The 18,401-nt window shown below is 66.1% G+C and carries 21 protein-coding genes and 1 pseudogene; 10 read left to right on the forward strand and 12 right to left on the reverse strand.

What is annotated here, in order from left to right; all coding sequences use genetic code 11:
- Nucleotides 1-27 precede the first annotated feature (27 nt).
- From ybaL to GGQ90_RS07975, 3 genes are all read right to left on the reverse strand, one after another.
- Nucleotides 28-1,662 carry a YbaL family putative K(+) efflux transporter gene (gene ybaL / locus GGQ90_RS07970; protein ID WP_188081646.1) on the reverse strand — a complete coding sequence of 545 codons (1,635 nt, stop codon included), beginning with the start codon at nt 1,660-1,662 and terminating at the stop codon, nt 28-30.
- A gap of 64 nt (nt 1,663-1,726) precedes the next feature.
- Nucleotides 1,727-1,855 carry a hypothetical protein gene (locus GGQ90_RS29655; protein ID WP_281391425.1) on the reverse strand — a complete coding sequence of 43 codons (129 nt, stop codon included), beginning with the start codon at nt 1,853-1,855 and terminating at the stop codon, nt 1,727-1,729.
- A 52-nt stretch (nt 1,856-1,907) separates the two neighbouring features.
- Nucleotides 1,908-2,249 carry a hypothetical protein gene (locus GGQ90_RS07975; RefSeq protein WP_246428176.1) on the reverse strand — a complete coding sequence of 114 codons (342 nt, stop codon included), beginning with the start codon at nt 2,247-2,249 and terminating at the stop codon, nt 1,908-1,910.
- Between the two features lie 232 nt (nt 2,250-2,481).
- Here GGQ90_RS07975 and rplU point away from each other — a divergent pair, with 232 nt between their 5' ends.
- The 3 genes from rplU to GGQ90_RS07990 all read left to right on the forward strand — a co-directional run bounded on the left by rplU (nt 2,482) and on the right by GGQ90_RS07990 (nt 3,935).
- Nucleotides 2,482-2,778, forward strand: coding sequence for a 50S ribosomal protein L21 (gene rplU / locus GGQ90_RS07980; RefSeq protein ID WP_004207901.1), 297 nt, complete (start codon nt 2,482-2,484; stop codon nt 2,776-2,778).
- Nucleotides 2,779-2,805: 27 nt separating this feature from the next.
- On the forward strand, nt 2,806-3,075 hold the full coding sequence (rpmA, locus tag GGQ90_RS07985; RefSeq protein ID WP_004207902.1) for a 50S ribosomal protein L27: 270 nt from the start codon (nt 2,806-2,808) through the stop codon (nt 3,073-3,075).
- Nucleotides 3,076-3,359: 284 nt separating this feature from the next.
- A complete protein-coding gene (locus tag GGQ90_RS07990) occupies nt 3,360-3,935 on the forward strand; it encodes a GNAT family N-acetyltransferase (RefSeq protein ID WP_188081648.1) in 576 nt (191 codons plus the stop codon).
- 36 nt (nt 3,936-3,971) lie between these two features.
- On the opposite strand, the gene GGQ90_RS07995 is transcribed toward GGQ90_RS07990, so the two are convergent.
- Nucleotides 3,972-4,499, reverse strand: a complete 528-nt coding sequence (locus GGQ90_RS07995) for a GNAT family N-acetyltransferase (protein WP_188081890.1) — start codon at nt 4,497-4,499, stop codon at nt 3,972-3,974.
- A gap of 156 nt (nt 4,500-4,655) precedes the next feature.
- Between GGQ90_RS07995 and GGQ90_RS08000 the strand changes: the two genes are divergently transcribed.
- From GGQ90_RS08000 to GGQ90_RS08020, 5 genes are all read left to right on the forward strand, one after another.
- On the forward strand, nt 4,656-5,234 hold the full coding sequence (locus GGQ90_RS08000; protein WP_188081891.1) for a TetR/AcrR family transcriptional regulator: 579 nt from the start codon (nt 4,656-4,658) through the stop codon (nt 5,232-5,234).
- Between the two features lie 30 nt (nt 5,235-5,264).
- A complete protein-coding gene (gene obgE, locus GGQ90_RS08005; RefSeq protein ID WP_188081649.1) occupies nt 5,265-6,362 on the forward strand; it encodes a GTPase ObgE in 1,098 nt (365 codons plus the stop codon).
- A 37-nt stretch (nt 6,363-6,399) separates the two neighbouring features.
- Nucleotides 6,400-7,530, forward strand: coding sequence for a glutamate 5-kinase (gene proB, locus GGQ90_RS08010; protein WP_188081650.1), 1,131 nt, complete (start codon nt 6,400-6,402; stop codon nt 7,528-7,530).
- A gap of 24 nt (nt 7,531-7,554) precedes the next feature.
- Complete coding sequence (locus GGQ90_RS08015) at nt 7,555-8,451, forward strand: NAD-dependent epimerase/dehydratase family protein (RefSeq protein WP_188081651.1); 897 nt, start codon at nt 7,555-7,557, stop codon at nt 8,449-8,451.
- Nucleotides 8,452-8,778: 327 nt separating this feature from the next.
- Nucleotides 8,779-10,293 (forward strand): S10 family peptidase, encoded by a 1,515-nt coding sequence (locus tag GGQ90_RS08020; protein ID WP_188081652.1) that lies wholly within the window; start codon nt 8,779-8,781, stop codon nt 10,291-10,293.
- A 6-nt stretch (nt 10,294-10,299) separates the two neighbouring features.
- Here the strand turns inward: GGQ90_RS08020 and GGQ90_RS08025 are convergent, their stop codons facing one another.
- Nucleotides 10,300-10,608: a type II toxin-antitoxin system RelE/ParE family toxin gene (locus GGQ90_RS08025; protein ID WP_188081653.1), complete on the reverse strand. Its 309-nt coding sequence runs from the start codon at nt 10,606-10,608 to the stop codon at nt 10,300-10,302.
- Nucleotide 10,609: 1 nt separating this feature from the next.
- Nucleotides 10,610-10,855 carry a type II toxin-antitoxin system ParD family antitoxin gene (locus tag GGQ90_RS08030; RefSeq protein WP_188081654.1) on the reverse strand — a complete coding sequence of 82 codons (246 nt, stop codon included), beginning with the start codon at nt 10,853-10,855 and terminating at the stop codon, nt 10,610-10,612.
- A 148-nt stretch (nt 10,856-11,003) separates the two neighbouring features.
- Between GGQ90_RS08030 and GGQ90_RS08035 the strand changes: the two genes are divergently transcribed.
- The gene (locus GGQ90_RS08035; RefSeq protein ID WP_188081655.1) at nt 11,004-12,389 is read left to right on the forward strand and encodes an amidohydrolase; all 1,386 of its coding nucleotides are present in this window, start codon (nt 11,004-11,006) and stop codon (nt 12,387-12,389) included.
- Nucleotides 12,390-12,391: 2 nt separating this feature from the next.
- Here GGQ90_RS08035 and GGQ90_RS08040 read toward each other — a convergent pair whose 3' ends face one another.
- The 3 genes and pseudogenes from GGQ90_RS08040 to bdcA form a co-directional block, all read right to left on the reverse strand.
- Nucleotides 12,392-13,372, reverse strand: coding sequence for a phosphatase PAP2 family protein (locus GGQ90_RS08040; protein ID WP_188081656.1), 981 nt, complete (start codon nt 13,370-13,372; stop codon nt 12,392-12,394).
- 88 nt (nt 13,373-13,460) lie between these two features.
- Entirely contained in the window at nt 13,461-14,726 is a 1,266-nt protein-coding gene (chrA, locus tag GGQ90_RS08045; RefSeq protein ID WP_425506105.1) for a chromate efflux transporter, read from the reverse strand.
- A 97-nt stretch (nt 14,727-14,823) separates the two neighbouring features.
- A pseudogene (gene bdcA, locus GGQ90_RS08050) lies at nt 14,824-15,536 on the reverse strand (SDR family oxidoreductase).
- Between the two features lie 72 nt (nt 15,537-15,608).
- On the opposite strand from bdcA, the gene GGQ90_RS08055 reads away from it, so the two are divergent.
- The gene (locus GGQ90_RS08055; protein ID WP_188081658.1) at nt 15,609-16,202 is read left to right on the forward strand and encodes a TetR/AcrR family transcriptional regulator; all 594 of its coding nucleotides are present in this window, start codon (nt 15,609-15,611) and stop codon (nt 16,200-16,202) included.
- Here the strand turns inward: GGQ90_RS08055 and GGQ90_RS08060 are convergent, their stop codons facing one another.
- Genes GGQ90_RS08060 through GGQ90_RS08070 form a run of 3 tightly spaced genes read right to left on the reverse strand, consistent with a single transcriptional unit; the run spans nt 16,203 to nt 18,384 of the window.
- Nucleotides 16,203-17,243 carry a nucleotidyltransferase domain-containing protein gene (locus tag GGQ90_RS08060; protein ID WP_188081659.1) on the reverse strand — a complete coding sequence of 347 codons (1,041 nt, stop codon included), beginning with the start codon at nt 17,241-17,243 and terminating at the stop codon, nt 16,203-16,205.
- On the reverse strand, nt 17,240-18,103 hold the full coding sequence (locus GGQ90_RS08065) for an HprK-related kinase A (protein ID WP_188081660.1): 864 nt from the start codon (nt 18,101-18,103) through the stop codon (nt 17,240-17,242). The genes GGQ90_RS08060 and GGQ90_RS08065 overlap by 4 nt, the downstream gene beginning before the upstream one ends.
- Complete coding sequence (locus tag GGQ90_RS08070) at nt 18,100-18,384, reverse strand: HPr-rel-A system PqqD family peptide chaperone (RefSeq protein WP_188081661.1); 285 nt, start codon at nt 18,382-18,384, stop codon at nt 18,100-18,102. Before GGQ90_RS08070 ends, GGQ90_RS08065 begins: the two co-directional genes overlap by 4 nt.
- Nucleotides 18,385-18,401 lie beyond the last annotated feature (17 nt).

Raw genomic sequence — 18,401 nt, forward strand, 5'->3', positions numbered from 1 at the left:
TCACCGCCCTTTTTTTGCTTTCCAGGTTCAGCCGGCTCCGCACAGTTGCAGCATGCGCGACGCCAGTTCCCGCTCACCCATGACGACATGGGACACCCCCAGCGCTTCGAGATGTGCGACCTCGGCATCGCTGTGGGCACGGACGATGACCTGCAGATTGGGGTTGAGATGGCGCGCATGCTCGTTGATCGCACCGCCCTCGAACCCTTCGGGCACGGCGACCAGCAGGTAGCGCGCCTCGCATATGCCCGCCGCCAGCAGATGCCGGTCCTCCAGCGCATTGCCGCGCACCACCGAAAGGCCCGCCTCCTCGGCCTCCTCGACCCGCTCGACGTCATCCTCGATCACCACGAACTGGACGTGGCGCTCAGCCAGGCGGTTGGCGATCAGCTTGCCGACCCGGCCATAGCCGACCAGGATGACATGGCCCAGGCGGGGTCGATCGGCCGCCGCTTCGGGCTGCGCCTCATCCTCTTCCTTCTTGTGGTCGCGCACGATCAGCGAGAAGAGGATCGGGTTGATGAAGATCGATACGATCGCGCCGGCCAGGATCAGGTCGCGTGCATCGGCCGGCAATACGCCCAGCCCGCTGCCCAGCGACGCCAGAATGAAGGAAAATTCGCCGATCTGTGCCAGGCTGGCGGCGATCGTCAGCGCCGTGACGTTGGGATGGCCAAAGGCGCGGACGATGCCCCAGGCGGCGATCGATTTGCCGACGACGATGATGAGGACGGTGGCCAGCAGCGGCAGCGGCTGCTCGATCACGACCGCCGGGTTGAACAACATGCCGACAGACACGAAGAACAGCACCGCAAAGGCGTCGCGCAGCGGCAGCGTCTCTTCCGTCGCGCGACGGCTGAGCGGGGTTTCGCCCAGGATCATGCCGGCAAAGAAGGCGCCCAGCGCGAAGGATACGTCGAACGCATAGGCCGCGCCGAAGGCGACCCCCAGCGCGATCGCCAGCACGGCCAGCCGGAACAGTTCGCGCGATCCGCTATGCACCACCCAGTGCAGCGCCCAGGGGATAAGCCGGCGCCCGACCACCAGCATCAGCACGACGAAGCCGACGACCTTGAGCAGGGTGCCGACCAGCGGCGCGATCAGCGCACTGGCCCCGCCGCCCGCATCGGCATTGTTCATCACACCCGCCAGAGCCGGCAGCAGCACCAGCGCGAGGACCATCACCAGATCCTCGACGATCAGCCAGCCGACCGCGATGCGCCCGCGTCGGGTCTCGACCAGGTCCGCCCCCTGCAGCGCGCGCAGCAGCACGACCGTGCTGGCGACCGATAGAGCGAGGCCGAAGACCAGCCCGCCCATCAGCGGCCAGCCCATCAGATAGCCAAGGCCCATGCCGAGCAGGGTCGCGACCGCGATCTGCACGATCGCGCCGGGCACGGCGATCGCCTTGACCGACAGAAGATCCTTGAGCGAGAAATGCAGGCCGACGCCGAACATCAGCAATATGACGCCGATTTCAGCCAGTTCATTGGCGAGGCCGCTGTCCGCGACGAAGCCGGGGGTGAAGGGGCCGACCATGATGCCGGCGACCAGATAGCCGACCAGCGGCGACAATTTCAGGCGATGGGCGATGGCGCCCATGATGAAGGCCACGACGAGGCCGGCAACGATCGTCCCGATAAGGGGCGTATGGTGGGGCATGAATATCCTTCCCTGTCCGCCGACAGCAGGCCTTCATCCTGCCGCCGGCGCGGAACATTGTCTATTATTCGACGATGCCGAGCATCGCGATCGAGAGCAGGGCGCCGGCGGCGCCGAGCCCGGCCATGACGACGGGCATGAACCAGCCGGGCGGATTGCGCCGGCTACCGCGCAACTTTCTTCTGCGGGGCATGATCTCAAATCCTTCTGTCTGACGGACGCCCGTTATGACGGGCGGTAAAAGGTCAGACGAAGGCGGGCGGGGCGCGAGCGCGACGACTCCGCGCACGCAGGCAGCTTTGGTCGGCGACCAGCAGCGGCAAGGGCGCATCGGGCGCCAGACGGCGCCAGGACAGCATGAGGGCAAGCGCCGCCGCCAGCAGCCAGGGCAGAGCCGCCCCGTCGCCATCGGGACGGGGCGCGCGCACCATATGCGGCGCGGGCAGCGAGCGGGCCTTGAGTACCACCCCGGTGGTGGCGGAGCTGAAGGCGGAACCGTTGAACTTGCTCGACGGCGGGCCATCGGGCGCAAGCGCACATAACAAAGCAACCAGGATTGCAGCCCACAGCGACGCGATGAAGGGCATCCTGCCCTTCCTCACCGCACCCTGGGGATGTAATCTGCTCATCGGCGCCTATATTCCCTTCCCTCCCGGATGTAGGAAGTCTAAGGACCAAAAACCAGCCCACAAGCTGGGTCCATGGTGGTTGACAGAATCGAGTCATTCCACTACCGGGCCACATTCCCGCGCGGGTCGAACAGGCTTTTTGTCCTCGACGATCTGCGTAAAGCAGATTTGAACGAGAAGAGACCAAGCCATGTTCGCTATCGTGCGCACGGGCGGCAAGCAGTATCGCGTCGCCGCCGGAGATAAGATCGTCGTTGAAAAGCTCGCTGGCGAAGCCGGCGACAAGGTTACGCTGGACGACGTCCTGCTGGCCGGCGAAGGCGGCGACCTGAAGGACGCAGCCAAGCTGACCGTCGCAGCCGAAATCATTGCGCAGGCGAAGGGCGAGAAGGTCATCGTCTTCAAGAAGCGCCGTCGTCACAACTATCGCCGTAAGAACGGCCACCGCCAGAATCACACGATCCTCAAGATCGTGTCGATCGCCTGAGCGCAGCTGAAGTAAGGAGTTTAGGTCATGGCACATAAGAAAGCTGGCGGTTCGTCGCGTAACGGTCGCGATTCTGAGTCGAAGCGCCTTGGCGTGAAGAAGTTCGGCGGTCAGGAAGTGATCGGCGGCAACATCATCATTCGCCAGCGCGGTACCCGCGTATATCCCGGCCGTAACGTCGGCATGGGCAAGGATCACACCCTCTTCGCCCTGGGCGAAGGTCGCGTCGTGTTCCACGACGGCAAGCTCGGCCGCAAATATGTATCGGTCGACGCGGTAGCCGCGGCAGCCGAATAACGGACGATCGATGACGGGTCGTCCTTCGCAAAAGGGACGTCCCGCCTGATCGGCCTTGCAGATAGCTGCACCGATCGGGATCGAGGGAAAAAAGGGCGCCCCTTAACAGGGAGCGCCCTTTTTCCGTTCTGACGAACTTTACCGGGCACTCCTCCCGATTTCCCTCAACCCTCTGGAACCACTGGCCTTCTCGCGCGTCGTGCGGGCGGGGCTCAGCCAGAGACGACCGTCGTCAAGCCGTCATGATTGGCGGCTAATGGCGCGCAGATAGAGGAGAGACGTGAATGTTCGCCCGTACCCCCCGCCTGCTGCTGCGGCCCGGCTGGATGGAAGATGCCCCCGCCCTGGCCCAGGCCATCGGCAATGAAGCGGTCCTGCGCAATCTGAGCCGCGCACCCGCCCCCTATGGCCTGGCCGATGCCGAGGCCTTTCTGGCGCTGCCGCAGGATTCGCGCATGCCGCGCCTGCTGGCCTTCACCCGTACCCGGGGGGCGCCACGCCTGGTGGGCGGCTGCGGCATCCATGCCGCCGAGGATGGCGCGCCGGAACTGGGCTACTGGATTGCCCGCCCCTATTGGGGGCTGGGTTTCGCGACCGAGGCGGCCCGCGCCGTCATGAGCATTGCCCGCGCGCATAATCTGCCCGCGGTTCGTGCGGTCCATTTTGCCGACAACCGCGCGTCGGGCCATGTCCTGCGCAAGATCGGCTTTCGCGCCAATGGCACGGTCGAGCGGCGTTACAGCCCCGCTCGCGGGGCCGAGGCCGACTGCCTGGTCTTCGACGAGGGTGAGGCCGCGCGTATGAGCGTGGACTTTGCCCTGGATCTCTATGGTGATGCGCTGCCGGCGCTCGCCGCCTGATCGAAAAGTGCGGGCGCCGATCGCGGCGCCCGTCTCTTACCCCTGGCTGGGCCGATCGAACACCCGGGTCGGCGCCCCATGGAAATCGACATCGCCCAGCGCGGCAAAGCCCAGCTTCTCCGCCACCTTGATCGATCCTGAATTGTCCGGCGCGATGATGCAGCGGATCGACGGCGCCGCCAGATGCGCATCGGTCCAGGCGAAGATCGCCGCCATCGCCTCGGTCGCGATGCCGCGCCCCCAGGCGGCCGGACCAAGTACCCAGCCCGCCTCCGGCACGCCGTCCAGTTCGGCAAGGCCCCGCGCCGCGCTCAGCAGTCCGGCCTCGCCCAGCAATTCTCCATTGGCGCGATCCTCGATCGCCCACATGCCATAGCCCAGCAACGCCCACATGCCGGCATAGCGCAGGATGCGGAACCACACCGCCTGCGCATCGAGCGCCGCGCCGCCGATGAAGCGCACCACGTCGGGATCGGCCCAGAGCGCCCGGCAGGCGGCATAATCCTCCACCCGGTGCGGACGCAGGATCAGACGGTCGGTGGTGAGCATGGGCGCGCTTGTCATCGCCCAGCTATGGCGGGTCACGCGCACGCCGGTCAAGCGCAGCCACACTCGGCGGTAGCCTTCCCACCGCCCCTGTGCCATGGGCAGAGCAACGTGCCCGCACCCACCCCCCTCAAACGCTCCCGCCTCAGCCCGGACGAAAGCCGCCTGCTCGCACTGGAAGCCGCCCGTGCCCTGTTGCTGGAAGCGGGGCCGCAAGCCGTGACGCTGAAGGCCGTGGGCAATCGGATCGATCGCACCCACGCCAATCTGCTCCACCATTTCGGATCGGCGGCGGGGCTGCAAAAGGCCCTGGCCGGATATCTGGCCGACACCATCACCGCCACGATCGGCGACGCGGTCAACGCGGCGCGGCGTGGCGAGGTCGAGCCCCGGCGGATCGTCGACATGACCTTCGATGCGTTCGACGCCGGCGGCGCCGGCGCACTGGCCAGCTGGATGCTCGCTTCGGGCAATGAGGATGCGCTCGACCCGGTGGTGGATGCGATCCACCGGCTGGTCGACAAGCTGGCCGCCACCGCGCTGCGCCCGCAACTGGCCGAGGTGATCCGCGACAATACGCTGATGCTGGTGCTGCTGGCGCTGGGTGATTCGCAGATGGGCGGTCCGATGGCTGCCGCGCTGGGCCTCAGCCGTGAAAAAGCGCGCGAACTCGCCGCCCGCAGCCTGGTCTCCGCCCTCACCGAAGAAGCCCGGTTGACGGCGACAGCGAAAGTGACGCAGGCTAAGGTTTAATTTTGCCCAAGAAGGCGCTATGGGCGCGCCATGCATTTTCTCGATCAAGCAAAAATCTACATCAAGTCCGGCTGGGGCGGTCCCGGCGCGGTCAGCTTTCGGCGTGAAAAATATGTCGAATATGGCGGCCCGGACGGCGGCAATGGCGGCAAGGGCGGCGACATCATCTTCGAGGCCGTAGCCGGCCTCAACACGTTGATCGACTTCCGCTATACCCAGCATTTCAAGGCGCAGCGCGGCATGCCCGGCATGGGCAAGAACCGCTATGGCGCGGGCGGCAACGACCTCATCGTCAAGGTGCCGCTGGGCACCCAGATCCTGTCCGATCCCCAGCCGATCGAGGGGACCGAGGACGAAGACGGCTATCCCGAATATGAGGAACAGGAAATCCTGGCCGACTTCACCGAGGTCGGGCAGCGTGTGAGCTTCCTGCGCGGCGGCGACGGCGGCCGCGGCAACCTGTCCTACAAGACCAGCACCAACCGCGCGCCGCGCCAGCATGGCACTGGCTGGCCGGGCCAGGAAATGTGGGTCTGGCTGCGGCTGAAGCTGCTGGCCGATGTCGGTCTGGTCGGCATGCCGAACGCCGGCAAGTCGACGCTGATCAACCAGGTGACGAACACCAAGGCCAAGGTCGGCGCCTATGCCTTCACCACCACCAAGCCGCAGCTGGGCGTGGTGCTGCACCGCGACCGTGAATTCGTGCTGGCCGACATTCCCGGCCTGATCGCGGGCGCGGCCGAGGGCGCGGGCATTGGCGATCGTTTCCTGGGCCATATCGAACGCTGTCGCGTGCTGCTGCACCTGATCGACGCGACCGGCGACGATCCGGTCGAAGCCTTCCGCATCGTCACCGACGAACTGGCCGCCTATGGCGGCGGGCTGGACGAGAAGCCGCAGATCGTCGTGCTCAACAAGGGCGACCTGCTGGGCCAGGAACTGATGGAAGACATTGCCGAGCAGCTGCGCGAGCAGGCCGGCGTGGAAGATGTCTTCATCATCTCCGGCGCGACCGGCGAAGGCGTCACCCCGTTGCTCGACACGGTGCTGGAAATCCTCGACGAAGAGCGCATCGAGGAGAAGGCCGACGACGAAAGCGACGGTGAAGCCACCTGGTCGCCGATCTGACCGCCTCTCCATTTCCTGTGTTTCGGATGTTCGACCAGTGACAACTTCGCTGTCCGGTTTCCCGCCCGCGCTGGTCCGCCGCCTGGTCATCAAGATCGGGTCGGCGCTGCTGGTCGATCCGGCGGGGGAAGTGCGTGTCGACTGGCTGCGCACGCTGGTCGCCGATGTCGCCGCACGCAAGGCGGCCGGACAACAGGTCATCATCGTCTCGTCTGGCGCGATCGCGCTGGGCGCGCGCCGGCTGAAACTGCCCAAGGGCGGACGCGGCAGCCTGGAGGATGCGCAGGCCGCGGCCGCCACCGGCCAGATCGCCCTGTCGCAATGCTGGGCCAGCCTGCTGCATGAGAAGGGCATCACCGCTGCGCAGATGCTGGTGACGCTCGACGATCTGGAGCATCGCCGCCGCTACCTCAATGCGTCGGCCACGCTGGAACGGCTGATGGCGCTCGACGTGGTGCCGGTGGTGAACGAGAATGACAGCGTCGCCACGGCGGAGATCCGCTTTGGCGACAATGATCGCCTCGCGGCGCGCATCGGACAGGCGGCACGGGCCGACGCGGTTGTGCTGCTGTCGGACGTGGACGGGCTTTACACCGCCAACCCGCACGCCGATGCGAATGCCATGCTGATCGAGAGGATAGAGCGCATCGACGCGCGCATTGCCGCCATGGCCGACACCGGTTCCGCGTCGGGCATGGGATCGGGCGGCATGGTGTCGAAGATCCAGGCGGCACAGATCGCCACCGGCGCCGGCGCCCATCTCGCCATCATCTCGGGCAAGGTCGACGCCCCGCTCAGCCATTGGGCCAATGGCGGCCGCGGCTCCATCTTCCTCGCCGCCGAAAGCCAGGGCGCGCGCAAGGGCTGGCTGTCGGGCCGACTCACCGTGCTCGGCCGGATCATCGTCGATGCCGGTGCCGAAGCGGCGCTGGGCAAGGGCAACAGCCTGCTGCCGGCCGGCGTCGCGCGGGTCGAGGGCGTGTTCGCGCGCGGCGACGTGGTCGACATTCTGAGCCAGGACGGCCGGGTGATCGCCCGTGGCCTGACCGAATATGACAGCGAGGCTGCCGCGAAGATCGCCGGCCGCCGCAGCGAGGACATCCCCGCCCTGCTCGGCGAAATGTCCCGCACCGTGCTGGTCCATCGCGACCATATGGCGATGTTCTGACCTATTATGTCCCTTAGAATTGCCATGACCGGCGCGACGGGTTTCGTCGGCGCCGAAACGCTCGATCAGGCGCTTGCCGCCGGTCTCCAGGTCAACGCCCTCACCCGCCGGGCACAGCCGCCGCGCGCCCATCTCAAATGGGTGCCCGGCTCGCTCGACGATGCCGCCGCGCTCGACACGCTGGTGCGCGACGCCGACGCCGTGATCCATATCGCCGGCGTCGTGAACGCGCCCGACCGCGACGGGTTCGAGGCCGGCAATGCGCGCGGCACGATGGCGGTGGTCGACGCCATGCGCAAACGCGGCGTGCGCCGGCTGGTCCATGTCTCCTCGCTCGCCGCGCGCGAGCCGGGCATGTCGGACTATGGCTGGTCGAAGGAACTGGCCGAACGCCATGTGAAGGCCAGCGGCCTCGACTGGACGATCGTGCGCCCGCCCGCCATCTACGGCCCCAATGACCAGGAAATGCTGGAACTGTTCCGCATGGCCAAGCGCGGCATCATGCTGCTGCCGCCCGGCGGCCGGCTGTCGGTGATCCATGTCGCCGATCTCGCGCGGCTGCTGCTGACGCTCGCCTGCGAAAAGGAACAGAGCCAGACCCGCACCTATGAGGCGGACGACGCGACGCCCGGCGGCTGGGACCATCAGGAATTCGGCCAGGCGATCGGCCGGGCCGTGGGCCGCAATGTCCGCACCTTCGCGACGCCGCAATGGCTGCTGGCGACCGCCGCCCGGCTCGACCGGCTGGTGCGCGGCCGCAATGCCAAGCTGACCCCCGACCGGGTCGATTATTTCTGCCATCCCGACTGGGTCGTCGCCAAGCGCAAGCAACCACCCAAGCGGCTGTGGACGCCGCAGATCCCGACCGAGGAAGGGCTCAAGGCCACGGTCGAGGCCTATCGCGCCAAGGGCTGGCTGTAGCCGGGCAGCAGCCAGGTCGCGCCCTTTAGATGGGACAAAGCGACGACCGCATTGCGACGAGAAGCTGACGTTTCCAATTCCTCCCAAGCTTGTCTTGGGGAGGATTATCGGACCATCCGCTTCCCACCCCTTTCGTCATTCCCGCGAAGGGGGGAGCCCATCTCCTGACCTTGCGTATCGCACTAGGCTGGGGCGATGGATCCGCGATTCCGCGGGGATGACAGTAGAAAACGGACCGGCGCTTAACCACACTTTCCCACCTGCCCCCTTCCCGCATGGCCCGCTCTCCGCTAGCGCATGCGCCACAAAAGAAAGGGGAGCATCCTTATGCGTTTGACGATTTCGCTGGCCGCGCTCGCGCTGGCCATCATGCCCATGGCCGTCCAGGCCCAGGACGGGGACAGGAAGAAGGATGAGGCACCGGCCGCCGAAGCCGGCGTGCCGGCCCCCAATGTCTCGGTCACCCATCATAAGGGCGTGTTCGGCGGCAAGGCGATCAGCTACACCGCGACCACCGGCGAAACCTATCTGAAGGACAAGGATGGCAAGCCGCTCGCGGCGATCTATGCCACATCCTATGTCAAGGATGGCGGCGATAAGACCCGGCCGATCACTTTCCTCTACAATGGCGGCCCCGGCTCGGGCTCGCTCTGGCTGCACATGGGTGCCTTCGGACCCAAGCGCGTGGTTCTACCCGATGCGCAGGATGACGGCGCCCCGCCCTATCCGCTGGTCGACAATGCCGAATCGCTGCTCGACGTCACCGACCTCGTCTTCATCGACCCGGTCGGCACCGGCTTCTCGCACGCCATCGGCAAGAAGGATCCCAAGGATTATTGGGGCGTATCCGTCGACGCCAAGTCGATCGCCGACTATATCCGCCTGTGGCTCGGCGAAAATGGCCGCTGGTCCTCGCCCAAATATATCGGCGGCGAAAGCTATGGCACGACCCGTTCGGTCGCCCTCATCAACGAGCTGGAGGGCAGCTACAACGACGTTTCGGTCAACGGCATCATCCTGATCTCGTCGATCCTCGACTTCGGCGCCTCGGCCGAGGTGCAGGGCAATGAAATGCCCTATATCCTCAACCTCCCCTCGATGGCGACGACCGCCTGGTACCACAAGAAGATGGGCAATCCGCCCGCCACCGTGGCCGAAGCGGCGCAGCAGGCACGCGCCTTCGCGATCGGCCCCTATGCCGCCGCGCTGCTCAAGGGCAACCAGTTGTCGGACCAGGAACGCGCGAGCGTCCGCGCCGAACTGGCCCGCCTCACCGGCCTGTCGGAGCAGTTCGTCGACAATGCCGAACTGCGCATCACCCCCGGCCGTTTCTATAAGGAATTGCTGCGCGATCGTGGCGTCAGCATCGGTCGCCTCGACACCCGCTATACCGGCAAGGATTATGACCGCGCCGGCGAGGAGCCCGACAATGACCCCAGCTTCTACGCGATCGACGGCGCCTATACCGCCGCGATGAACAGCTATGCCCGCGACGAGCTGAAGTACAAGACCGAGCGTCAATATGTGACGATCGGCGGGGTCAGCGGCTGGGACTGGAAGCTGCAGGGCCAGCGCGGCCGCGACAGCGAAGTTTACGCCAGCGTCGCCCCTTATCTCAGCAAGGCATTGCGCGAGAATAGCGGCCTGAAGGTATTCGTCGGCCAGGGCTGGTATGATTTCGCCACCCCCTTCTTCGGCGCCGAATATGCGATGAGCCGCACCGGCTTCGATCCCGCGCGGATCCAGTATCATTATTATGATGCCGGCCACATGATGTATGTCCGCCCCGACGACCTGCGCAAGCTGAGCGCGGATATCCGGGCGTTCATCACCGCGCGCTGATCAACGCTACCGATCCGTCCCTTCTTCCCGCGTCTGCCAGTCTTCCCGACCATGGCGGACGCGCAGGATGAGGGGCCGGTTCTCCTCGACCAGGTCATAGAGAATCAGATGCGCTCGAAAGCGGCGCACCCGCATCGGCGGCACGATCTCCTCACGCAGTCGCGCGGAGAACGGATATTTTGCGATCCGTTCGAAGGCCGCCGCCAATCCCGCATGATAGAGATCGGCCTGCGGCAGCCCGAACCGTTCGATACCGTCCACGAAAATCGCCATAATATCGTCCGACGCCGCACGGGTCAGACGATAGCGCGCCATCTCAGCGCTGCAGCCCCACCTGATTCAACGCCCGCTGGCGGATATCGTCCATCGTCTCGTCGCTGATCCCGCCTTCCCGGCCTTCATCGACCAGCATTTGCATATGGGCAATCTTCCCCTGTCGCTCCTGATCGCGGCGGATCAGGTCGCGCACATAGTCGCTCGCATCGCTGTATCGTCCGGTCGCGGATTGCGCCTTTACCCAGTTCTTCATCGGATCGGGCAGGGAAATATTCATCGTCGCCATAGGTTGCTCCTGCTTCATCCTATCGCATCTTGGCAAAGATTGCCAATCATTCAAAGGCACCGCAGACATGCCTCGCCATCGTAACAATCCCCCTTTAACGCCCGTAAAATCCCCTTATGCTCCTGCCCAGCAAGGGAGATTCACACATATGCGCCACGCGCTCACGGCCTTTCTGGCCGCTGTCAGCTTTTCGTCCATCGCCATGGCCCAGACTCCGGTCGCCGCGCCGGCCCAGCCAGCCTCTGAATCAGGGATGGTCCAGCCCACCCCCACGCCGCAGAGCGAACTGCCCGGCCTGATCGCCAAGGACATGGAGGGACTGATGACCCTCTATCGCGACCTGCACGCCAATCCCGAACTCTCGCTGCAGGAGGTGAACACCGCGGCCAAGCTGGCCAAGCGCCTGAAAGCGATGAAGTTCGACGTGACCGAGAAGGTCGGCGGCACCGGCGTGGTCGCGGTGATGAAGAATGGCTCGGGGCCGGTTCTCCTCATTCGCGCCGATATGGACGGCCTGCCCGTGGTCGAGCAGACCGGCCTCGACTTCGCGTCCAAGGTGCGCACCAAGACGCCCGAGGGGATCGAGACCGGCGTGATGCACGCGTGCGGCCATGACACCCACATGACCGCCTTCATCGAGACCGCCAAGCTGCTGTCGAGCCAGAAGGACAAGTGGAAGGGCACGCTGGTGATGATCCTCCAGCCGGCCGAGGAAGTGGGCAAGGGCGCGCGCGACATGCTGGAGGACGGGCTCTACACCCGCTTCCCGCGCCCGACCCATGCCATCGCCTTCCATGACGCCGCCAATCTCCAGGCCGGCGTCGTCGGCTATACGCCGGGCTATGCCCTCGCCAATGTCGACAGCGTCGATATCGTGGTGAAAGGGCTGGGCGGCCATGGCGCCTATCCGCAGACGACCCGCGACCCGATCGTGCTGGGTTCGCGCATCGTCACCTCGCTGCAAACGTTGGTCAGCCGCGAACAGGATCCGCAGGATCCCGCCGTGGTCACCGTCGGCAGCTTCCAGGCCGGCGCCAAGCATAATATCATCCCCGACCAGGCACTGCTGCTGCTGACCATCCGCAGCTATTCGGACGAGACCCGCGCCAAGCTGATCAAGGGGATCGAGCGGATCGCCCGTGGCGAGGCGATCGCCGCCGGCGTGCCGGATGACAAGATGCCGGTCGTCAGCGTGAAGGACGAGTTCACCCCATCGACCTACAACCCGCCCGAATTTGCCGAGCAGATGGGCAATTTGCTCAAGGGCCATTTTGCCGAGGGCCGCGTGGTCAAGACCCCTGCGGTGATGGGCGGCGAGGATTTCGGCCGCTTCTACCGCGCCGACAAGTCGATCAACAGCTTCATCTTCTGGGTCGGCGGCGTGTCGGCGGACAAGATGGCGGCGGCGGACGCCGGGCAGATCACCCTGCCCTCGCTCCACAGCCCCTTCTGGGCGCCGGAGGCCGACAAGGTGATCGCCACCGCCAGCGAGGCGATGACCGTCCTCGCCATGGACATCCTGAAGAAGGACTAAGTTCAGTCGCTGGCCGCGTAGCGGCGCCGATGGATGTCCATCAGCGCTAGCGCGGTCAGCGCCACGCCCAGCCCCAGGATCATGTCGATAAGATAATGGGTGCCCTCAACCGGCGTCGACAGCAGCATCGCCGCGTTGAGCGCGACGATCGGCCAGCGCAGCGCCGCGATCCGCCAGCCCGCCGCAATATACAGCACCGCCGCCGCCGTATGGAAGCTGGGTGCCGACACGATCCCGCGCAATTGGCCGAGGTCAATGGCATGGACCGCATGCGTCCGCAGCGCCGGGATCAGCCCCTGCTGCCACAGCTCGCTTTCGGGCATGTAGCGGATTGGCGCATGCCACAGATAGGAAAATGGCCCGACCGCCGGCATCAGGCTGAACAGGATCAGGGTGATGACCGCCGCCAGCCAGAAGGTCGCGATGAAGCGCCAGGCCCGTTCCTGCTCGCCCGCCCGCGCCATGCACCATAGCAGCAGCGCCGGCGTCACATAGATGCTGCGATAAGCAGCCGTCCCCAGCAATTGCAGCGCACGATGGTCCGCCGCCAGCCGATACCAGGCGAGCCAGTCGAAGCCCAGCGCCGCGTCGATATGCTGCAAGGTCGCATCGGCATAGCCATAGGTCAGCGCGGCAACCGGATAACTCGCCGCCGCGCCCATGACCGAGATCAGCGCGAACAGGCCGACATAGGTGGTAAATGGCGCCACCGTTCCGGCATGGCGCCAGCCACTGCGCGGCAGGCCGAAGCGCAGCGCCAGCAACAGCGCCGCCGCCGCGCCATAGGCGATGCTGCTCGGCTGCCAGAAGTCGATGCGCAGCTCAGCTATGTCCAGCAGCAGGGCGAGCAGCACCATGCTCACGCCCAGCGCCGCCAGAAAATGCCGCCGGATCGCCAGCGGGCGCGTGATGATCGGCACCGGACGCGCCTTCTGCGCGGCAACAGGCTCAGCCAGGGGCCAGGAGGTTTCGATCGATGGCATGGCGCATAGGTCCGGGAAGAAAGGCGGAAAGGCCGCCCTTCCGCCTCCCGTGCTTAAGCTGCGATGAACCGTTGCACTCCACCACCCGTCAGGGCTGCAACAACCAGCCCGCGCCACCGCCCAGCGCGATGATCGCCGGCATGCTCCACCGCCCCTTGATCCGCCAGGCACAGAGCGCGCCGACCAGAACGATCAGGCCCGCCGCCCAGAGCCGGTCCGCCCGCATCGCCGCCGCCCAGCCCAGTTGCACCAGCGTCGCCGCAATCACCCCGACCACCGCGGCCGCGACCCCGGCCAGCAGATGGTGGAGCGCCGGATTTTCGACCAGCGCCTCCAGCCGTTCATAGAAGATCAGGGAAAAGGCGAAGGCCGGCAGGAACATGCCCGCCGTGATCGCCAGCGCCCCGCCCAGCCCTCCGGCCATATAGCCGGCAAAGGTCGCGAAGATCACCAGCGGCGCCGGCAATATTCCCGCCAGCGCTACCCCGTCGAGGAACAACCCGTCCGACAGCCAGCCGCGCCCGACCGTATCGCCGCGCACATAGGGAATGGCGGTATAGGCGCCGCCAAAGGTCAGCAGCCCGCCCTTCAGACCGGCAATGAACAGCAGCAGCGCGTCGGGCCGCGCTGTGCCAGCCGCCACGGGGATCGGCGCAACAGCCACGCTCCCCTGGTGCAACAACAGCGCCAGCATGACCGCCCCGACCAGCACTGCGCCGATGACCATGGGCCGCGCGCGAAAGGCATGGACCAGCCCCGCCGCCAGCAACGGAATCCAGAAAGGCGTGCCCAGCAGCGTCGCGGCAAAGGCGCCGATCGCCAGCGCCCAGAGCAGCCGGTCCTCCAGCACATGGCCGCCGATCCGCTGCACCGCGCGCGCGATGATCGCCAGCACCACCAACTGGACGCCGAACAGCACCGGCAGCGCCCAGCCCGCGCCGGCGATCCAGTCGCGATAGAGCCAGGCCGCGACCAGCATCAGAGCCAAGCCGGGCACCATAAAGCCCAGGCCCGCAAGCAGCCCACCGATCCGCCCGCGCGCCATGATCCCCATATGGACGCACAATTCATGCGCCTCCGGTCCCGGCAATATCTGCATTACCGCCAGCAACCGGTTGAAGCGCGGGGCGGAAAGCCAGCGCTCCTCCTCGACCAAAGTCTGGCGCAGCATCGCGATCTGCGCCACCGGCCCGCCAAAGGCCAGGCAGCCAAAGCGCAGGAATTTGAGAAACAGCGGAAAAAGGCGGATCGGTGGAGGACCATCATCCAGTGTCGTCATCGTCATCGGCTCCTGCCGCAGGCGCGGCGCATGGAGCGGAACTTGGACGATCATCGCCTGAACGGGCGCCCGCACGGCCCGTTGGCGCTCATCATAGCATCGCGCGCCGCGAAGAAAAGAGGCCGCGCAACAGGATGGGGCGACCGTTTAGCCGCCCCTCCTGAATTCCCGATCAGGCGCCGAAGCCGCCGTCGATCGTGTGCATGGCACCGGTGATGATGCCGGCTTCCGGCCCCGCCAGATAGGCCGCCAGCCCGGCGATTTCCTCACCCGTGGCATGGCGCTTGATCGCCATGAAGCCGTGCATGGTGGCGCTCATCGGGCCATCGGCCGGGTTCATGTCGGTATTGGTCGGGCCGGGCTGGATGATGTTGACGGTGATGCCGCGCGCGCCGAAGTCGCGGGCCAGGCCACGGGCCATGCCCTGCAGCGCCGACTTGGTCAGCGCATAGGCCGCGCCGCCCTCGAACGGCATACGGTCGCCATTGACCGAACCGATGACGATGATGCGGCCGCCGTCGTTCATCTGCCGTGCCGCCTCGACCGCCGCATGATAGGGCGCACGGACATTGATATCGATCATCCGGTCGACAGCATCGGCGTCCAGCGTCAGCGGATCGCCCAGCACCAGCGTACCGGCATTGACGACCAGCACATCGAGCGCGCCCTCGCCCGCAACCACGTCGATCACCGCTTGGCGATCGGCCGCGTCGGACCGGATGGCACGGGCGCCGACATCGGCGGCGAGCGCCGTGGCGGCATCCTGCGACCCGGCATAGGTAAGGCAACATTCGCGCCGTCACCGGCGAAGCGCCGCACGATCGCGGCACCGATACCCCGGCTGCCGCCGAGGACGAGGACTTTCTTGGCAGTGAAATCGGTCATGGGACAATTCCTTGCTAAATTTGTAATGATCGCTATATAAATTACCAATCGCGCCCGTCAAGGATTTTTGTAATGACCATTAAAGAAAAAGCCAAGAGCCGGGGCCGCCCGCGTTCCTTCGACGAGGACGCCGCCCTTTCCGTGGCTCAGGCGCTGTTCCATCAACATGGCTATGACGGTGTCGGCGTCGCCGCACTGGCGCAGGCGATGGGGATCAATCCACCCAGCCTCTATGCCGCTTTCGGTGACAAGGCGGCCCTGTTCGATCGGGTGCTGGCGCGCTATGCCCGTAATGCCCTGCCGGTGGACGATATCCTTGTGCCCGGCACCCCACCGGCCGCCGCACTTACCGATCTGCTGCGCACCGCCGCCCGCATCTATGCCACCGATCCGGCCGCGCCGGGCTGCATGGTGCTGGAGGCTGCGCGCGGTGCCGACACCGCCGCCGCCGCACAGGCGCGCTGCTGGAAAGACAGGAGCGTCGATCGGGTCCGGGACTATCTGGCCCCCGGCCATCCCGACCAGGCGCTACCGGTCGCCGACTATATGGTGGCGATCATGTCCGGCCTGTCGTCAGATGCCCGCGACGGCAAGCCGGTCGAGCGACTGCTCGCCATTGCCGACATGGCCGGCCTCGCGCTGGACTCCACATTGGCCGCAAACTAATTATTGCGGCCGATGCCCCTTGCGCCATTTGGTCAGCAGATGGCGCGCCAGCATCAGCGGCGGCATCCGCAACCAGTGCGACCGCACGAAGAAGGCGAAGACCAGCGCTTTACGCGTCTCCTGCCCCCAGCCATTGCGCGCCAGCAGCCGACTGATGAAAGCTCGGTCGCTCCAACGCAATTTATAATCGACCTCTATAGGCACATGATAGGCTTTGACCTCGGTATCGAAGAGATGATGAGATAGGCGCAACGCCCGCCAAACTGCTGCAGTCAATTGGTGATGCGCCGCCTTCTCGAAGAGGCAGAGGTAAAAATCATCCTGTCGTTCCGACGATTCCTCACAGAGGCAATGAATATCCCACAGGTTGCGCAGACCGCCCTGCAAATCGCCGTCCGCCAGCAGATGCGCTGCCGCATGACAGACCCGGTCCTCCGCGCACAGCATATATAATCCATCGGTTATCAACACCGCATCCGCCATCATCGCGGCTGCATCCGGCGTCGGCCGCGCCGTCAGCGGCAGCACGGTATGATGCACGTCGATCATCCGGTCGCGCTCGGCGTGGATCATCGGCGGCAGCTCATGCATCCACTGCCGATAATAGGCGTCGTCATACGGGTCTTCCTTGACCCATTCCCAGCCGGCCGCGACCAGCGCATCGGCCGCCGCGTCGATCCGGTCGCGCGGCACCAATATGTCGAGATCGCCGATGAAACGCCCTCGCCCCGCCGGCAGGCCCGCCGCCGCATAGGCCGTCCCCTTGAGCAGGATCACCGGCAGGCCGATCGGCGCCAGCGCCGCGCGCGCCCGGTCCGCCTCCCAGATCGCCTGCCGCGCCTCCCGCGCCGCATCATCCCGCGTATCGGCCAGGATCGGCCGCACCGCATCGGGCACGCCCAGCCCCTCCAGCCGGAAGGCCAGCGTGCCGATAAGCCGCTCCGCCCGCGCCATCGCGATCAGGCTGTTCCAGCCGGTCGCATCCAGCGCCGCCGTCGTCGCCGGATCGCGCAATGCCATGACCAGCAGCGCCGCGCTCATGCGATCTCGCTCCACAGCCGGTCGACCATGGCGATCGCCGCCTCGCCCGAAGGGAAGTCGATCGCCCGCGCCGGCACCTGCGCCACGAAGCGCGTCAGCGCGGCAAAGCCCGGTTCGCCCAGCGCCACATAATTGGTCGATGCCTGGGTCAGACGCATGAACACCTCGCCCTGTCCCACCGGCCGCTCCGCCGGCCCGGAACCAAAGCGCGGGAACAGCAGCAGCGCCGGCATCCCGCCCTCGCCCATCCGCGCCACCGCGTCGGCGCGCGGCACCATATGACGGATGTCGCCCTTGGCCGTCGCGCCCAGCAGCGGCCCCATGCGCGCCGCTGGCACCTCGCCCGCGATCACGTCGATCGCCTTGTTCTTGAGCGACACCAGCCGGGGAAAGGGCAGGATCGCGCCGCTATCGAGATCGAGCAGCGCAAACTCGTCGCCCATCAGCCGCCAGCCGCGCTCGCCCAGTTGCGCCGCCAGGGTCGACTTGCCCGACCCGGACTCGCCGGTCATCACCAGCACCCGCCCGTCCTTCTCGACGCTCGAGGCATGGAGCAGCAGATGCCGGCGCCAGCCCAGCGCCATTTGCAGGTTCATCCCCATTTCCGCCGCCAGCAGCCCATGGGCCAGGCTCATCGGCGCGGCATCGGCCAGGCCATGATCGCCGGTGATGAAGATGGACGGCCGCACCCAGCGCCGGACCGCGCTGGTCGGCTGCAACCGCACGGTGAAATCGGCGATCGCCCCATCGACATCGGGATAATCGGCATAGAGCCGCGCCAACTGATCGATCGGCTGTGCCCAGGCGGAGCCGATGCGGAAGGTCGCCGGGCCGATGCGCAGGGTCAGGCTATGCCTCATGCCGGGCGCACCAGCCCGATCCGGTCGAGATAGGCGAGATGCTGGCCGATCTCGCCCACCACATCGCCCTCGCCCAGATCATAGAGCAGGGCCAGCCGATCGCGCAGCATCGTCGCGCTCGCCGGCAGGCCGTCGGCCATGGTGTCCAATATCTCGGGCACCGGGCTTATCACCATATGGGTCTGGCCCGACGGGCGATGATAGAGCAGGACGATATCATCCAGCGGCCGGACGATGATCGCCTCCGCCCCTTCGCGACGATAAAATTCTTCCCCGACCATGCGTCCGGCACCTCCAT

The sequence above is a fragment of the Sphingobium scionense genome (assembly GCF_014197035.1).
Classification (GTDB): domain Bacteria; phylum Pseudomonadota; class Alphaproteobacteria; order Sphingomonadales; family Sphingomonadaceae; genus Sphingobium; species Sphingobium scionense.

Coding starts and splice junctions, on each gene's coding strand:
- obgE (WP_188081649.1), top strand. CDS start 5,265: ATGCATTTTCTCGATCAAGCAAAAATCTACATCAAGTCCGGCTGGGGC.
- rpmA (WP_004207902.1), top strand. CDS start 2,806: ATGGCACATAAGAAAGCTGGCGGTTCGTCGCGTAACGGTCGCGATTCT.
- GGQ90_RS07990 (WP_188081648.1), top strand. CDS start 3,360: ATGTTCGCCCGTACCCCCCGCCTGCTGCTGCGGCCCGGCTGGATGGAA.
- GGQ90_RS07975 (WP_246428176.1), bottom strand. CDS start 2,249: ATGCCCTTCATCGCGTCGCTGTGGGCTGCAATCCTGGTTGCTTTGTTA.
- GGQ90_RS08040 (WP_188081656.1), bottom strand. CDS start 13,372: ATGCCATCGATCGAAACCTCCTGGCCCCTGGCTGAGCCTGTTGCCGCG.
- GGQ90_RS08035 (WP_188081655.1), top strand. CDS start 11,004: ATGCGCCACGCGCTCACGGCCTTTCTGGCCGCTGTCAGCTTTTCGTCC.
- GGQ90_RS08060 (WP_188081659.1), bottom strand. CDS start 17,243: ATGAGCGCGGCGCTGCTGGTCATGGCATTGCGCGATCCGGCGACGACG.
- GGQ90_RS08020 (WP_188081652.1), top strand. CDS start 8,779: ATGCGTTTGACGATTTCGCTGGCCGCGCTCGCGCTGGCCATCATGCCC.
- rplU (WP_004207901.1), top strand. CDS start 2,482: ATGTTCGCTATCGTGCGCACGGGCGGCAAGCAGTATCGCGTCGCCGCC.
- GGQ90_RS08055 (WP_188081658.1), top strand. CDS start 15,609: ATGACCATTAAAGAAAAAGCCAAGAGCCGGGGCCGCCCGCGTTCCTTC.
- GGQ90_RS08065 (WP_188081660.1), bottom strand. CDS start 18,103: ATGAGGCATAGCCTGACCCTGCGCATCGGCCCGGCGACCTTCCGCATC.
- GGQ90_RS07995 (WP_188081890.1), bottom strand. CDS start 4,499: ATGACAAGCGCGCCCATGCTCACCACCGACCGTCTGATCCTGCGTCCG.
- GGQ90_RS08015 (WP_188081651.1), top strand. CDS start 7,555: ATGACCGGCGCGACGGGTTTCGTCGGCGCCGAAACGCTCGATCAGGCG.
- ybaL (WP_188081646.1), bottom strand. CDS start 1,662: ATGCCCCACCATACGCCCCTTATCGGGACGATCGTTGCCGGCCTCGTC.
- GGQ90_RS08025 (WP_188081653.1), bottom strand. CDS start 10,608: ATGGCGCGCTATCGTCTGACCCGTGCGGCGTCGGACGATATTATGGCG.
- GGQ90_RS08030 (WP_188081654.1), bottom strand. CDS start 10,855: ATGGCGACGATGAATATTTCCCTGCCCGATCCGATGAAGAACTGGGTA.
- GGQ90_RS08070 (WP_188081661.1), bottom strand. CDS start 18,384: ATGGTCGGGGAAGAATTTTATCGTCGCGAAGGGGCGGAGGCGATCATC.
- GGQ90_RS29655 (WP_281391425.1), bottom strand. CDS start 1,855: ATGCCCCGCAGAAGAAAGTTGCGCGGTAGCCGGCGCAATCCGCCCGGC.